At 74.2% G+C, this 15,507-nt stretch carries 10 protein-coding genes; 4 read left to right on the top strand and 6 right to left on the bottom strand.

Annotated elements, in window-relative coordinates; genetic code table 11:
• Window positions 1–75 precede the first annotated feature (75 nt).
• The 3 genes from trmB to ACZ42X_RS08190 all read right to left on the bottom strand — a co-directional run bounded on the left by trmB (window position 76) and on the right by ACZ42X_RS08190 (window position 3,759).
• Entirely contained in the window at window positions 76–864 is a 789-nt protein-coding gene (gene trmB / locus ACZ42X_RS08200) for a tRNA (guanosine(46)-N7)-methyltransferase TrmB (protein WP_468285716.1), read from the bottom strand.
• Between the two features lie 85 nt (window positions 865–949).
• Window positions 950–2,194, bottom strand: a complete 1,245-nt coding sequence (lhgO, locus tag ACZ42X_RS08195) for an L-2-hydroxyglutarate oxidase (protein ID WP_468285714.1) — start codon at window positions 2,192–2,194, stop codon at window positions 950–952.
• A gap of 134 nt (window positions 2,195–2,328) precedes the next feature.
• Window positions 2,329–3,759, bottom strand: coding sequence for an MFS transporter (locus ACZ42X_RS08190; RefSeq protein ID WP_361429760.1), 1,431 nt, complete (start codon window positions 3,757–3,759; stop codon window positions 2,329–2,331).
• 719 nt (window positions 3,760–4,478) lie between these two features.
• Between ACZ42X_RS08190 and ACZ42X_RS08185 the strand changes: the two genes are divergently transcribed.
• Window positions 4,479–6,569 carry an asparagine synthase-related protein gene (locus tag ACZ42X_RS08185; RefSeq protein ID WP_468285712.1) on the top strand — a complete coding sequence of 697 codons (2,091 nt, stop codon included), beginning with the start codon at window positions 4,479–4,481 and terminating at the stop codon, window positions 6,567–6,569.
• 3 nt (window positions 6,570–6,572) lie between these two features.
• On the opposite strand, the gene ACZ42X_RS08180 is transcribed toward ACZ42X_RS08185, so the two are convergent.
• The gene (locus ACZ42X_RS08180; protein ID WP_468285710.1) at window positions 6,573–8,465 is read right to left on the bottom strand and encodes a sigma-70 family RNA polymerase sigma factor; all 1,893 of its coding nucleotides are present in this window, start codon (window positions 8,463–8,465) and stop codon (window positions 6,573–6,575) included.
• A 202-nt stretch (window positions 8,466–8,667) separates the two neighbouring features.
• Window positions 8,668–9,498 (bottom strand): TetR/AcrR family transcriptional regulator, encoded by an 831-nt coding sequence (locus tag ACZ42X_RS08175; protein WP_468285708.1) that lies wholly within the window; start codon window positions 9,496–9,498, stop codon window positions 8,668–8,670.
• A gap of 366 nt (window positions 9,499–9,864) precedes the next feature.
• Between ACZ42X_RS08175 and ACZ42X_RS08170 the strand changes: the two genes are divergently transcribed.
• Both ACZ42X_RS08170 and ACZ42X_RS08165 read left to right on the top strand, forming a co-directional pair.
• Window positions 9,865–11,265, top strand: coding sequence for an NAD(P)/FAD-dependent oxidoreductase (locus ACZ42X_RS08170; protein WP_468285706.1), 1,401 nt, complete (start codon window positions 9,865–9,867; stop codon window positions 11,263–11,265).
• 197 nt (window positions 11,266–11,462) lie between these two features.
• The gene (locus ACZ42X_RS08165) at window positions 11,463–13,130 is read left to right on the top strand and encodes an ATP-binding SpoIIE family protein phosphatase (RefSeq protein ID WP_468285703.1); all 1,668 of its coding nucleotides are present in this window, start codon (window positions 11,463–11,465) and stop codon (window positions 13,128–13,130) included.
• Between the two features lie 20 nt (window positions 13,131–13,150).
• On the opposite strand, the gene ACZ42X_RS08160 is transcribed toward ACZ42X_RS08165, so the two are convergent.
• A complete protein-coding gene (locus ACZ42X_RS08160; protein ID WP_468287408.1) occupies window positions 13,151–14,431 on the bottom strand; it encodes an MFS transporter in 1,281 nt (426 codons plus the stop codon).
• A 130-nt stretch (window positions 14,432–14,561) separates the two neighbouring features.
• Here ACZ42X_RS08160 and ACZ42X_RS08155 point away from each other — a divergent pair, with 130 nt between their 5' ends.
• On the top strand, window positions 14,562–15,101 hold the full coding sequence (locus tag ACZ42X_RS08155; protein WP_361429748.1) for a MarR family winged helix-turn-helix transcriptional regulator: 540 nt from the start codon (window positions 14,562–14,564) through the stop codon (window positions 15,099–15,101).
• The last annotated feature ends 406 nt before the right edge of the window (window positions 15,102–15,507 follow it).

Raw genomic sequence — 15,507 nt, 5'->3', positions numbered from 1 at the left:
GCGCTGCGGGTTGCGGGAACGAGTGGGTCACACAACGACCCTAACGACGACCACTGACAGCCCGCGACGCTTTGGTTACGGCTGTGAGTCCGCGCGCTCCGCCCGCCGCCGGAACAGCAGGTCGTGCACCACGTGCCCCTTGTCCAGCCCCTGCCCCTCGAACCGGGTCAGCGGCCGGAAGGCGGGCCGGGGCGCGTAGCCGCCGTCGGCCTGGGTGTTCTCGAAGTCCGGGTGGGCGCTCAGCACGTCGAGCATCTGCTCGGCGTACGGCTCCCAGTCCGTCGCGCAGTGCAGTACGGCCCCGGGCTTCATGCGGGACGCGGCGAGCGTCAGGAACTCGGGCTGGATCAGCCGCCGCTTGTGGTGCCGCTTCTTGGGCCAGGGGTCCGGGAAGTACACGCGTACGCCGTCGAGGGCGTCGGGCGCCAGCATCTCGCGCAGCAGGATGATCGCGTCGCCGTTGGCCACGCGTACGTTGGTGAGGCCGGCCCGGTCCGCGAGGGCGAGCAGGTTGCCCTGGCCGGGGGTGTGCACGTCGACCGCGAGGATGCCGGTCGTCGGGTCGTCGGCGGCCATCCGCGCGGTGGCCTCGCCCATACCGAAGCCGATCTCCAGCACGGCCGGCAGCCCGTCGAACAGCTCGTCCAGGTCGAGCACCCGCCGGCCGTCGATGTCCAGCCCCCACCGGCCCCACAGCCGGCGCAGTGCGTCGGCCTGCCCGGGCGTGACGCGGCTGCGCCGGGGCTGGAAGCTGCGGATCCGCCGCTCGAAGTGCGACCCGGCGGGATCGGGCGCGGGGCCCTCGGGGAAGCGGGGTTCACCCTTGGGCCGGAGGGGCGCGGCGGTTTCACGGATCTCAGACACAATGCCCCGATTCTACGGCCCCCGCCCACCGGGACGGCAGGGCCGAAGGGCCCCGGGACGCCCCCGCGGCCGCTCCGCAGACGGGCTACCCCAGCTGCGCCAGTGCGCGCCGCGCCACCTCCCGGCCGATCGGGAGGGACGCCGTCGCCGCCGGCGACGGGGCGTTCAGCACGTGGACCGTGCGGGGCGCCTCGTGGATCAGGAAGTCGTCGACGAGCGTGCCGTCGCGCAGGACCGCCTGCGCCCGGACGCCTGCCGGGGTGCGGCGCAGGTCGCCGGGGCCGATCGCGGGCAGCAGGCGCCGCACCGCCTCCGTGAAGGCGCGCTTCGACGCGGACCGGCGCAGCTCGCCGGCGCCGTACCGCCAGTGGCGGCGGGCGATGTGCCAGGAGCCGGGCCACGTCAGCGTCCCGGCCAGGTCGCGCGGGCGGACGGTGGTCCAGCCGTACCCCTCGCGGGCCAGCGCGGGCACGGCGTTCGGCCCGACGTGGACGCCGCCGTCGATGCCCCGGGTCAGGTGCACCCCGAGGAACGGGAAGGCGGGGTCGGGCACCGGGTACACCAGGCCGCGCACCAGCTCCGGTCGGACCAGTTCGTAGTACTCGCCGCGGAACGGGACGATCCGCACGCCCGGCTCGTCGCCCGCCAGGCGCGCGACCCGGTCGCAGTGCAGGCCCGCGCAGTTGACCATGGCCCGCGCGCGGACGACGTCCCCGGCGGCCGTACGGACGGCGACGCCCCAGGGGCGCCGGTCGACGGCGGTCACCTCCGCGCCGTACCGGACGTCCGCGCCGGAGGACTCCGCCAGCTGGGCCGCCACCGCGCCGTAGTCGCACACGCCCGTCGTGCCGACGTGGATGGCGGCGAGGCCCCGCACCTGGGGCTCGTACTCGCTGATCTGCGCCGGGCCCAGCTCCCGGACCGGGATGCCGTTCTCCCGGCCCCGCTGGACCAGCGCGTGCAGCCGGGGCAGCTCGTCGCGCTCGGTGGCGACGATCAGCTTGCCCGTGACCTCGTACGGCAGGCCGTACTCGGCGCAGAACTTCACCATCTCCGCCGCGCCGCGCACGGCGTACCGCGCCTTGAGGGAGCCGGGGCGGTAGTAGATGCCGCTGTGGATCACGCCGCTGTTGCGGCCGGTCTGGTGGCGGGCGGGGCCGGATTCCTTCTCCAGCACCACCACACGCGTACCGGGCGCGGCGCGCGTGAGGGCGTACGCCGTCGACAAGCCGACGATCCCGCCGCCGATCACGAGCACGTCGCAGTCGAACCGGACGAACCGGTCGAACCTGTCGACCTGGGTCGAACCCTCACTGCCGTACGCGGACACCGTGCCACCTCCCACCCCAGATAGTGCACTGGCCCACTGACAATGGCGCTAAACCCGGTGGGACGCGGGTCACGCCCGGGTCTCAAGCCCGGGTCTCACGCCCGGGTCTTACGCCTGGGCCTCGTGCCCGGGCCTCACGCCGGTGTCATCAGCAGCGGCCGCGCCCGCTCCCGCAGCTCCACCACCCGCGGCTCGTCGCCGTACGGCTCCAGCCGGTGCAGCAGGTCTCGTACGTACTCGGTCGTACGGGCCGACGATATGCGCCCGGCCACCTCCACCGCGCGCGTGCCCGCCGCGCACGCCGCGTCCAGGTTCCCCGACTCCAGCTCGGCGACCGCGCTCACCACCAGCCGCAGGCCGTGCGAGCGGACGAACTCCTCCGTGGGCCGGGACAGGGCCTGCTCGGTGAACCGGCGCACCTGCCGCGGCGCCTTCAGATCGCGGTAGCACTCGGCGGCGTCCGCGCAGAACCGGTCGTACGAGTAGAAGCCCAGCCACGTGGGGTCCGCGTCGCCCTCCCGCGACCGCTCCAGCCACCCCTCCGCCGCCTTGAGCGCGGCTCCGGCCGCCACCGCGTCGCCCGCCTTGGCGTGCGCCCGCGCCTCCACCAGCCGGAAGAACGACATGGTCCGGGCCGTCGCCAGCCCCCGGTTGCGCTCCAGCGCCGCCTGCGCGAGGTCCACGCCCTCGTCGGCGAAGCCCCGGTAGGTGGCCTGCAGCGACATCGACGCCAGCACGTACCCGCCGAGCGGCACGTCCGCCGCCGCCCGCGCGAGCCGCAGCGCCTGGATGTAGTACCGCTGGGCCGCCTCCTGCTGGCCCGTGTCGAAGGCCATCCAGCCCGCCAGCCGGGTCAGCTCGGCGGTCGCCCCGAACAGCGCCCGCCCCACCTCGTCCGAGTACGAACCGAGCAGCAGCGGCGCCGCGTCCACCCGCAGGCACTCCGGCACCATCGACGAACGCCAGTCCCCGCCGCCGTACTTGGAGTCCCAGCGGCGCGCGTCCTCGGCCGCCTCGCGCAGCTTGGCCACGTCGCTGTGGCCCACGCGCACGAGCCCCGTCCCGTCCGGCCCGTCATCCGGCGGCACCGACCGCTCCACCGACGAGTCGGCGGGGGTGATCAGCCAGCGGGACGCGGGCGTCGCGTACGCGCTCACCGCGAAGGAACCGGCCAGCGACTGCCAGATCCCGCCGCCGCCCGCCCGCCGCCCGGCCAGATCCAGCCGGTACAGCTCGGTCGCCGACTTGACCGCCTCGCCGACGTCGCGCGGGAAGGCGAGACCGACCTCCGGCGCCGGGTCGGCGTCCGCCAGACCGATCTCGTGCAGCGGCACCGGACGGCCGAGCTTCTGCCCGATCGCGGCCGCGATGAGGTGGGGCGCGGCGCCCTGCGGCACCATGCCCTTCGACACCCACCTGGCCACCGACGTCTTGTCGTAGCGCAGGGTCAGACCGCGCTGCGCCCCGAGGTCGTTGACCCGCCGGGCCAGGCCGGCGTTGCTGATTCCCGCGAGGGCGAGAACGGTGCCGAGCTTCTCGTTCGGCCCGCGTTGCTCCCTGGACATGCGCCACCCCTCGACACCCAGACGGCCGCCGCACGCCAGGCATAGGCGCGCGGCATTCGTAAACCCAGCGTAGTTCGGCGGATCCCGACCGTTAAGAGGCAGTGTTCCGTATGGCGAGATTGTTGTGCGTACGGGCGGATGGTGAGGAGCGTGCGGTGTTCCGGACGCGCGCGCGCCACCCGTCCTCCGTGCTCCGGCCGTGTGGCCGTGCGCCCGGCCGTGCGCTCTGGCCCTGGTCGGAGGGGGAGCGCTTCCATGGAGCCTGCGTGGGTCGGCCCGCTGCGTACTGGAACCAGTGGGCTGGGGGACACCGCCGCCTCATTCCCCGCGGGTGGCGGACCGGTCCGGGAGGCGAAGGGCGCCTCCCGGACCGTCGATCCGTCCGGAGCCGTGCGTACGGAACCGTACGTAGGGAGCATGCGTACGAACCTCCGTACGGATCCGATGCCGTGCGTACGGATCCGGTCCGAAGCCGATACCGGATCTGTACGGATGCGGGGCAGATTGGCTGGATGATGCCCATCGCCGAACCGGTCGAACCATCCCCCTTCCGACTCCGAACCCACTCCGAAGCATCGTCATAACCAACGTCATATCGCCCATGCCAGGGGCGTGTTCCCTTTTCCCGGGGGCGCGCCCGGGAGCCCTCCTGTGCGCCGTTGTCGTGGCAGCATGTCCTCATCGAAGGCTGATGTTGTCCACAGGCGGTGGAGGCGGCGATGCGGTGGCTGGTGGGGTGGAGCAGTATCGCCGCGAGCTTCGGTACGGCGGGGGCGGTAGGGGCGGACGACGACGGACGCACCGTGCACCCGGTCGGCGCCCAACTGCTGTGGGGTGACCCGGATCCGCTGTGGGCGGTGGGCGACTGGCGCCCCGACGAGGTGCGGGTCATCTCCGTCGACGCGTGCACGCGCCTTGCCGTACTGGGCTGTTGCGCCGCCAGCGACGAGCAGCTGAGGGTCGGGCTGTTCGCGGCGCGCGGCGGCGCCATGCGCCACCTCACGGCGTGGCCGGGAAGCTACACCGCCGTCGTCCAGACCGGGCGGCGCATCATCGTCGCGGGCGACCTGGCCGGGGCGCGCCCGGTGTTCCACACGCCGTGGGCCAACGGCACGGCGTACGCGACCGCCGCCCTGCCGCTCGCCGACCTCATCGAGGCACAGCTGGACATCGGCCACCTGGCGGCGCTCCTCGCCTGCCCCGAGACCCCCGAGGCGCTGCGCGACTCCACGCCGTACGCCGGGGTGAAGCGGGTCCCGCCGGGCCACGCGCTCGTGCTGCGCGAGGGCTCGCGCGAGATCACCGGCTACGAACCGGTCGCCTCGCTCGCCGTCGAGGGGCCCCGCATCGACCCGGACCGGGCCGTCGAGGGCGTACGGGAAGCGCTGGTCGAGGCGGTACGCGCCCGGCTCACCGCGCCCCGGCACGCCCCGGAGACCCCGCCGCCCGACCCCGGGCCCGTGCCCGGGATGGGGCCCGCCGAACGGCGCGCCGCACGCGGGGCGCCCGCCCCGGGCATCGGTGCCGACCTGTCGGGCGGCAGCGCGTCCAGCACGCTGGCGCTGCTCGCGGCGGGGCTGCCCGGCGCCCCCGGCACGGTCCTGGGGCACGGTACGGGTGCCGGGGAGCGGCTGCTCGCCGTCACCTTCAACGACCTGGCCACGGGCGGCCACGACGACGAGCGGGAACGGGCCCGGCTCATCGCCGAGAATCCCCGCCTCCACCACGTGGTGGTCGCGGCGGGGGAAGAGGCCCTTCCCTTCCTGGAGTTGGAGGGGCCCCTGACCGACGAACCGGGCCCCTCCCTGGTGACCGCCGCACGCCACCGGCGGCGCCTCGCCGCGGGCAGCGCCGACCACTTCACCGGGCACGGCGCCCGCCAGGTCCTGGACGCCCACCCCGCGCGCCTGGCCGACCTGCTGCTGGACCGCAGACGCCGGCACCTGCTGCGTCCGGTCACCGCGCTCGCCAAGGCCGCCGGCCCCTCGGCGGGCTCCCTCCTGGTGCCGCTGACCGTGTACCGGGCGGCGCGCAAGCTGGCCCGTACGCCGTACCGCGCAGGTCTGGAGTCCGCCGCCGACGGGCTGCTCGCGGCGAACCGGACCGTGCCGGCCGTGGCCGGGCCCCTGGACGCCTCCCTCTCCGCACTGGCCTGGTCCCGGCCGGGGCCCGCCGCGCGCTGGCTCACCGGCGAGGCGCTCGCTGAAGTATCGGTTCGCCTGGGGCAGGCGGCGACCCGCCCCACGTCCGTCCAGCGGCCGGGCGAGGCACGCGCGCGTGCGGCCCTGGCACGGCACGCGGCGGACCACCGCATCCTGGAGCAGGCCGCCGAGATCCGCAGCCAGCGGCTGCACGCCCCCTTCCTCGACAACCAGGTCGTACGCGCCTGCCGCGACCTCCCGGAGTCGCTCCGCGTCCAGCCCGGCGCCCGGGCCGCGGTCCTGCGCGCCGTACTGGCGGGCGCCGGCATCCGCGACCTCCCGCCCGGCTGGGGCGCGCCCTCCCACGCCCCGTCGGCCGCCGCCACGCGCGCGGGGCTGCGCCTCGCCCTGCCGGAGCTGATGGACCTCTTCGAGGCGCCGCTCCTCGCGGACGCCGGCCTGATCGAGGCCCGGGTCGTCCGCAGGGCGCTGCGCGCCGCCTCCGAGGGCGAAGCGCTGCCCCTGGACGGCCTCGCCGACCTGGTCTCCACGGAGCTGTGGCTGCGCCGCCTCATCGCCCGGCGCGGGACCTGCTGGACCGGTACGGCGGCGCCCCGGCAGCGCGCGGTCGCCGCGGGGGTGCCGCCGCGGCCGACGCTGCGGTCGTGAACGTCAGCGGCAGCTGATCCGCGACTCGGCCCAGTCGACCGGGGCCGCCGCGGCGAGGGGCGTGCCGGGGTCCGGCTCGACGACGAGCCTGATCGTGCGGTGCCCGGCGATCGTCACGCGCGCGGGCACCGCCGCGTCGCCGCCGCGCACCACCGGCGACCGCCACAGCCGCACGCCGCCGTCCCCGTACACCGAGAACCGCGCCGCGCCCAGGCCCAGCGCCATGTCGTCGACGCCGACGAAGGCGTCGTACGCCGAGCAGCGGCGGTTGAGGTCGATGGTGACGGACGACCGCGCGTGCACGGTCACGCCGTGGCCGTACCGCTTCCCGCCGATCGACATCCCCCAGCGCTGCCACAGCCAGCTGGACTCGTGCAGCCGGACCTCGGGGCGGGTGTGGTCGCCGAAGAGGCCGTAGTGCGGCGCGTTGACCCGGTACACGGCGGGCGCGGGCGGCGGAGTGGGTGTCGGAGCCGGTTTCGGCGTCGGCGCCGGCTTCGGGGTCGGCTGCGGGGACGGGGGTGTGGGCTTCGCCGGGCCGGGTGTCGGCGTCGGCGTACGGACCGGATCCGGGCGTGGCGCGGGGCTCGGGGCCGGCGGGGGCGCGGGTGTCGGAGTGGGGGACGGCTTCGACGGGCTGGGCCGGGGCGCCGGCTCCTCGCGCGGGGCGACCGGTTCCGCCTTCGGCGGCCTGGCCTGCGGTTCCGGCGCGGGCTTCGGGTCGCCCGACAGCGCCCAGACCAGCCCGGCGGTCGCCGCTGCGGCCACCGCGGCCGCGATGCCCGCCTTCACCGGTGCCCCCAGCCCCTCGGCAGCGGCCCCGCCCGCGGCTCCACCGGCCCCTGCTCCCGCCCCGGTACCTGCTCCGGTGGCCGCCGCCGCGGCGCCGGTCGCGCCCGCCGCCCCGCCGGCCGCCACCACACCGGCCGCCTTGAGGGAGGCCCCGGCCGCGAACCAGCCGATGACGGCGACCGGCAGGAGCGCGGGGATCCCGGCGTTGACCTGCTCCAGCTCGCCCACCGCCACGCGGCACTTCGCGCACTCCTCCAGGTGCCTGCGCAACCCCCGCTCGGCGCGCATCCGCAGCCCGCCCCGGGCGTACGCGCCCAGCCGGTCGGCGTACCGCGCGCAGTCACCGCCGGAGGTGAGCGCCCGGCTCACGTGCGCCTGGAGGTAGGCCTGCTTGAGGCCTTCGCGCGCGCGGCTGGCCAGCACCGCCGTGGCGTTGGGGGTCAGTCCGAAGAGGGGTGCCACCTCGCTCGGTGACTCCTCCTCGACCGTCGTGTGCCACAGGACCGCCTGCCACCGCTCGGGCAGCGAACGGAACGCCCGCATGGCGAGCGAGCGCTCCGCCTCCTGCATCGCCCGCACCTCGGCACCGAGCTCGAGGGTGTCCTCCTCGGACACCTCCGCCGTACGCGCCGCCTGGGCGGCGAACACCGCGAAGTCCTCGACGAGCTGCTCCCGCTTGGCGGTTTTCGCCCAGGCCGCCGCGACCCGCCGCACGGTCGTCAGCAGGTACGCCCGCACGGCGTGCTCCGGCCCCGCGCCACCGCGCACGGCCTGCAGCGTCCGCGCGAACACCTCGGCGGTGAGGTCGTCGGCCGTGTGCCCGTCCCGGCAGCAGCTGCGGGCGTACCGCTGCACCGCCTCCGCGTGGCGGCGGAACAGCTCCTCGTACGCGCCGTCGTCGCCGGAGCGCATGCGCCGCACCAGCTCGGCGTCCGAGGGGGGCAGCTCGACCGGCGGTGGCAGCACGGACCCCGGTGCCTCCGATGCCGCTGAGACTCCGGAGGCCCTAGCGGATCCGCCCGCGCGCTGCGCGGGCACACTCGCACCGGTGTCCGCATCGGCCACGCCGCCGCTCGGCGGCTCGTCTCGACCCTCACCGCTCATGGCGGAAGCCCCCGTACCACTGCTCGGACCGAACCTCCGGGCAAGCGTGCCACAGGGGCCGGCCCCGCCCGGGGCCGTTGGCCCGTTGACCACTCATCCGGGGAACCGGCCCGAATCGGCGCACGAGGCCTCACCCGTTCGGGTGTGGACCGGTACGGAGCCGGTACGGAGCCGGTGCGGCGCGGGCGTCGCCTGTCCGCCGTTACGCGGGCCGGGAGCGGAGCCCCTCCAGCAGGATGTCGAGGAGCCGTGCCGACGCCGCGCTCTGCTGGGCGGCGTCCGGCAGCGAGGGCGCCGCCGTCGCGATGACCAGCAGGACGTCGGCGACCGTCACGTCACCGCGCAGCTCGCCCGCCTCCCGCGCCCGCTCGACGAGCCGGCCCACGACCTCCAGCAGCTCCGCCGCGCCCGGGTCGTCCAGCTCCGCCGCCGGCACCGCACGCTGGTGCGGAACCCGCGAGTCGCCGAACCCACCGAGCTCACCCAGCTCGCCGAGGTCGCCCGGACCACCGAGCACGTCTCCCTGGGGCGCGTCGTCCACGCCCACCCGCAGTACGTGCGGCGGCAGCAGCCGCCCGGCGCCCGAGGCCACCGACGTACGCAGGAAGCGGGAGAGCGCCGACCAGGGGTCCTCCTCCTGGCCCAGCGCCGCGCGCGCCTGCTCGGTCAGCCGGGAGGTCTCCTCCTCGGCTATGCGGCGCACCAGCACGTCCTTGCTGGGGAAGCGCCGGTAGACCGTGCCGACGCCGACCCTGGCCCGGCGCGCCACGTCCTCCATCGGCGCCCCGTACCCGAGCTCGCCGAAGACCTCGCGGGCCGCCCGCAGCACGTGCTCCAGATTCCGCTGCGCGTCCACGCGCAGCGGCGCCGTACGCCCGGTCCCGGCGGACAGGGAGCCCCCGCCGGTCAGCGAGCCGCCGCCCGGCATGGCGCCCCCGCCGGTCATCGAGCGCCCGTCGGCCATCGCCCGTACGGTCCCGTCCGCCGCCGACGACGCGACGACGGCCTGCAAATGCGAATCCTGAACATGCATGTGTTCCCCCGGTTATGACGTCTCCCCCCGGAGACTCCCCGCCCTGACGATCGGGGACCGGATCCATCGCTCAGGTCACGCGCGACGACCGGACACCCCGACGACATACGAACATAGTTGAGTCGGGGTCAATTCAGAAGGGGCAGTTCCGTCCGGTGCGCCCCCCGATCGGAGCAAGGACCGGAACACTCCCGATTCCGGCCCCCCACCCCACCCCGTCCGCACCCGCGCCCCCTCCCCTGACCTGCGCACCTTCCGGCCCGGCCGCCGCCCCCGCCCCGCCGCGGCGCCCCGCGCCCGCCTCGCTCTCCGGTCATACAAGTTGTCGGGCCTGTGGACAAACCCCGGAGCCCGTTGCGTCATGGGATGGTGACCGAACCTGTGCGCATTCTCGTTGTCGGCGGTGGCTACGTCGGGATGTACACCGCGCTGCACCTCCAGCGGCACCTCAAGGACCGGCTGAGAAGCGGCACGGCCCGCATCACCGTGGTCACGCCCGACCCGTACATGACGTACCAGCCCTTCCTCCCCGAGGCGGCGGCCGGCAACATCTCGCCCCGCCACGTCGTCGTCCCGCTGCGCCGTGTCCTGAACCACTGCGGGATCCTCATCGGCGAGGTCACGGCCGTCGACCACGCCAAGCGCACCGCCACCGTCAGCACCCTCGCCACCGAGGAGGAGGGCGCGGGCCCCGTCCAGCTGCCCTACGACGAGCTGGTCATCGCGCCCGGCTCCATCTCGCGCGCCCTCCCGGTCCCGGGCCTCGCCGACTACGGCATCGGCTTCAAGACGGTCGAAGAGGCCATCGGCCTGCGCAACCACGTCATCGAGCAGATGGACATCGCCTCCTCCACCCGCGACCCCGCCATCCGCGACGCCGCCCTCACCTTCGTCTTCGTCGGCGGCGGCTACGCCGGCGTGGAGGCCCTCGGCGAGCTGGAGGACATGGCCCGCTACACCGCGCGGTACTACCACAACATCAAGCCGGCGGACCTGAAGTGGGTCCTCGTCGAGGCGACCGACCGCATCCTCCCCGAGGTCGGCGCGGACATGGGCCGCTACACCGTGCGCGAGCTGCGCGCCCGCAACATCGACGTACGGCTCGAGACCCGCCTCGAATCGTGCGAGGGCCGCGTCGCCGTCCTCAGCGACGGCACGCGTCTCCCCACCCGTACGGTCGTGTGGACGGCGGGCGTCAAACCCGCACCCGTCCTCGCCGCCACGGACCTGCCCCGCAACGAACGCGGCCGTCTCGCGTGTACGCCGTTCCTCACCGTCAAGGGCGTCGAACACGCCTGGGCGGCGGGGGACGCGGCGGCCGTCCCGGACGTCACGGCCGAGGAGGAGGGCCGGGAGTGCGCCCCCAACGCCCAGCACGCCGTACGCCAGGCCAAGGTCCTCGCCGAGAACCTCGTCGCCTCCCTCCAGGGCCGGCCGCTCAAGCAGTACGCCCACAAGTACGCCGGCTCGGTCGCCTCGCTCGGCCTGCACAAGGGCGTCGCGCACGTCTACGGCCGCAAACTCAAGGGCTACCCCGCCTGGTTCATGCACCGCGCGTACCACCTCAGCCGGGTGCCGACGTTCAACCGCAAGGCACGCGTGCTGGCCGAATGGACGCTGGCCGGGCTGTTCAAGCGGGAGATCGTGTCCCTCGGCTCACTGGAGCACCCGCGTGCCGAGTTCGAACTCGCCGCCGGACCGCCGCCACCCGACCCCAGGGAGGTCGCCGAGGGCGGAACCGCGGACGGCGCACCGAAGTCCGACTGACGTACGGCACGCGCACCGCACTGCACCGCACGCGCACCGCAGGCACCACACGCATCGCACGCACTGGCCGACGCATCGGCCGACGCCATTGTCAGTGCGCTCGGTCACACTGGACGTGTGACCATAGGTGGGCTCACACCTGCACAGAGTGACCCAGCGATCCAGCACGGCACCGACACCACGAGGCATACAGATCCGTGAACTTCACCCGTTGGAGCGCCCGGCTCCCCGGTACGCAACGCCGCGCCGCCGCGCGCGGCTCCGACCCTGGGGTCGCGCCGGCGCAGCGCGGGGACGGCTCGGTCCCCGCCGCGCGCGGTGAGTCGGGCACGGGTGAGCCCGGCCGCCGACCGGAGCCCCAGCCCGACGGCGTTCCCGCGCTGGAGGACTTCTCCGTCACCGAGATCCTCAGCAGCCTCCCCGGCCTGGTCGCCGTCGCGTACGGCCCCGAGCACCGCATCGCGTACGTCAACGACGCCTACGCCACCGCCTTCGGCCACCGCGCCCCCGGCACCACCCTCGCGGCCGACTGCCCGGAGCTGACCGAGCTGGGTCTGCTGCCGCTCATGGACCAGGTGCTGCGCAGCGGGAAGCCCCGCACGGTCAAGTCCCGCCGCACGCACGGCGGCTCGTACACGGTCACCTGCCTCCCCGTCGACACGCCCGGCCACGAGGGCGGCGGCGTCCTCGTCCACGCCGCGGACGTCACCGACCACGCCGACGCCGCGGCCCGGCTCCGCGCCAGCGAGCGCCGCCACCGCGAGACCGCCGTCACCCTCCAGCGCTCTCTCCTCCCGCAGGAGCTGGAGCAGCCCGACGACCTGCGCGTCGCCGCCACGTACCAGCCGGGAGGCACGGACGCGGCGGTCGGCGGCGACTGGTACGACGTGATCACCCTGGGCGCGGGCCGCACCGCCCTGGTCATCGGCGACGTCATGGGCCGCGGTGTGCGCGCGGCGGCCGTCATGGGCCAGCTGCGCACCGCCGTACGCGCGTACGCCCGTCTCGACCTGCCGCCCCACGAGGTGCTCCAGCTCCTCGACGGCCTGGCCTCCGAGATCGACGCCAGCCAGATCGCCACCTGCGTCTACGCCGTCCACGACCCCAACGAGGGCCGACTCGTCTACGCCTCCGCCGGGCACCTCCCGATCCTGGTCAGGGACGAGGACGGCACCGTCCGCCGCGCCGACGAGCCGACCGGCCCGCCGCTCGGCACCGGCGGCTGGCTGCACACCTCCGGCACCATCGCCCTGCCGCCCGGCTCCACCGCCGTCCTCTACACCGACGGCCTGGTCGAGCGGCGCCGCGAGGACATCGACGAGGGCGTCGCCGCCCTGGAGCGCGCCCTCGCCGGCGCCACCGGCACCCCCCAGGTGGTCTGCGACCGCCTGCTGCGCGCCCTCGGCGTCACCGCGGAGCACGACGACGACGTCGCCGTCCTGGTCCTCCAGCACCCGACGCGCACGGGCCCGGACGCGGAGCTGTTCCACAACGCCGCGCTCGACCTGCTCGGCGGAGTGGAAGCGGCGCCCCGCGCGCGTGCCTTCGCCTCCGGGGTGCTCTCCAGCTGGCGCTTCCCGGTCGAACTGCGCGACCTGGGGGTGCTCGCCACCAGCGAGCTGGTCGCGAACTCCCTCCAGCACGGCACCCCGCCGATGCGCCTCAGGCTCCGCCGCACCGACCGCCGCCTGATCATCGAGGTGACGGACGGCGACGACCACCTGCCGCGCCGCCGCCGTGCCGAAACGGAGGACGAGGCGGGTCGCGGCATCTCGATCATCGCCACGATCGCCTCGTCCTGGGGCAGCCGCCGCACGCCGGGAGGCGGCAAGGCGGTCTGGTGCGAGTTCGCGCTCCCGGGTTAGCCGCCGGGCCGGCGGCCGGCTCAGCCGCCGGGCTGGACGGTCACCCGCCGGTCCGGCGTGTGCTGGGCGACCACCCGGGACCTCGCCACGAGGTACGGGTGGTCCTGCGCCGTGGTGAGCTTGCGGCCCAGCCGCAGGGCCAGCACGGTGATGCCCAGCGAGAAGAGGACGAAGGTCACGATGTACGGGCCGTGCAGCGCGGCCCCCATGGGCCCGCCCACGGCCGGCCCGATCGCCAGCGCGAGCTGCTTGACCAGCGCGAACGCCGAGTTGTACTGCCCGACCATCGACTCCGGCGCCAGGTCGGCCACCAGCGGCGCCACGGTCGGCGACAGCATCGCCTCACCGAGACCGAAGAGGCCGTACGTGGTGATGAACGCGGCCGTCGCCATCGTCTGGCTGCCGTGCCCGAGCCCGGCGTACCCCGCGAAGAGCCACGCCACGGTCCAGATCAGCCCGACCGCCGCGATCATCCGGGACCGGCGGCGCCGCTCCACGAAGCGCAGCACCAGGAACTGGGCGACCACGATGACCGCCGTGTTCGCGGCCAGGGCCATGCCGAGCGCCGACGGCTCGATCCCTGCGGCCTCCGTGCCGTACGCCGCGAGGCCCGATTCGAACTGCCCGTAACAGGCGAAGAACAGCACGAACCCCAGCACGCACAGCTGCACCATGGCCCGGTGTCCGAGCAGCGCCCGCACACCGCCGCCTTCGGTCTGCGGCCGCGCGTCCGCGATCGACGGCGTACGCGGCATCCGTACGGTCGCGGCGATCACGGCCAGTACGAGGAACATCGCCGCCTCGATCGAGAACAGCAGCAGGAAGCTGTCCGGACGGCTCTCGTCGACCAGCTGCCCGCCGATCAGGCCGCCGATGCCGAGCCCGAGGTTCTGCAGGAAGAACTGCAGGGCGAAGGCGCGCGTGCGCGTCGCCGTGGAGGAGCACCACACGATCATCGTGGCGAGGGCCGGCTGCATCACGGCCGTACCGGCACCCAGGAGGGCCGCAGCCAGTACGACGGTGGGCACGCTGCCGGCCAGCCCCATGCCCAGCGCCCCGACGGCGGCCAGCAGCGCGGCGCCGACCACCACGGGAAGCGGCCCGCGGCGGTCGATGGCCCGCCCGGTGAAGGGCAGCACGACGAGTGCGGCCATGGCGAAGACGGCCAGCACGACACCCGCCGTACCGGCGCCCAGGTTCCGCACCTGAGCCACATACACATAGAGATACGGAACGGTGAACCCGAGCCCGAACGCGCTCAGCACGTTCCCCGCCTGGATCCGGCGCATCGCAGCGCCCATCGCCTTGGACACACTCACCTACTTCGGTTCGCGAGGACTTACCTCGGAAGACTTCAACGCTAAAGTTCGATCCTTAACTCTACACATGGAAGGACTTCAACGCCAAGCCGTGCCGTGGGATACTCCCGGCATGTCCGCAACGCAGGAGCCGACCCTCGACGAACAGATCGCCGCCTACCAGCGCGAGTTCCGCGACCTCGACCCCCAGGTCGAGAAGGTGGTCTCGGCGCTGGGCCGGCTGAACCGCCGTATGAACGTGGCGTACGGCCGCCAGGTCGCCGAGCTCGGCATCAGCAACGCCGAGTGGGAGGTCCTCAAGCACCTCGTCCTCTCCGGCGCCCCGTACCGCCTGGGCCCCGGCGACCTCGCCAAGCGGCTCGGCCTCACGCCGGCCGCCATGACGCACCGCATCGACCGCATGGCGGCCGACGGTCTGGTCACCCGCGACCGCGACGAGAACAACCGGGTGCGCGTCATCGTCGAGCTGACGGACGAGGGCCGCGCCAAGTGGCTGGAGGCGATGCGCATGGCGACCGCCTTCGAGGAGGACCTCCTCCAGGACCTGTCGAGCGAGGAGCGCGGCGTGCTCGGGGAGCTCTTGATCCGCCTGCTGCGGAGGGTCGAGCACGCCCAGCCGGACGCGGGCGGGCGGCTGAGTGACCTCGACTAGAGGTCACTTGACACGCCCCTTGCCGATGCGTAAGGTTCTTCGAGTTGTCACGGAGCCGGAACGGTTCTGCGACAGCCGATCCCGCCGCGAACGCGGCAACCAAACCCAGCACGATCTCCCGAACGGGACGTATTTTCGGCATGCCCGAAATGCATTTCGAAAGGCTCGATTATGAGCCGCCCGGGAAATCCGCTAGAGTTTGAAACGTCGGAACGGCCCAACGGGTCGGGAAGACAGCCCCGCTGACTGGGAATCAGGCCCGAAAGGATCTGATAGAGTCGGAACCGCCGGAAAGGGAAACGCGAAAGCGAAGAACGGCCCGGCAGCCCGCTCCAGCGGGTGGCGGAAACGGAAAACGGATCTGCTAAGCTGGAAACACGAAAGACCGAAGGGAAGCGCCCGGAGG

The organism is Streptomyces sp. NPDC030862 (genome assembly GCF_055571835.1).
The sequence above is the reverse complement of the archived record's forward strand: the minus strand, read 5'-3'. Positions and strand labels throughout refer to the sequence as shown.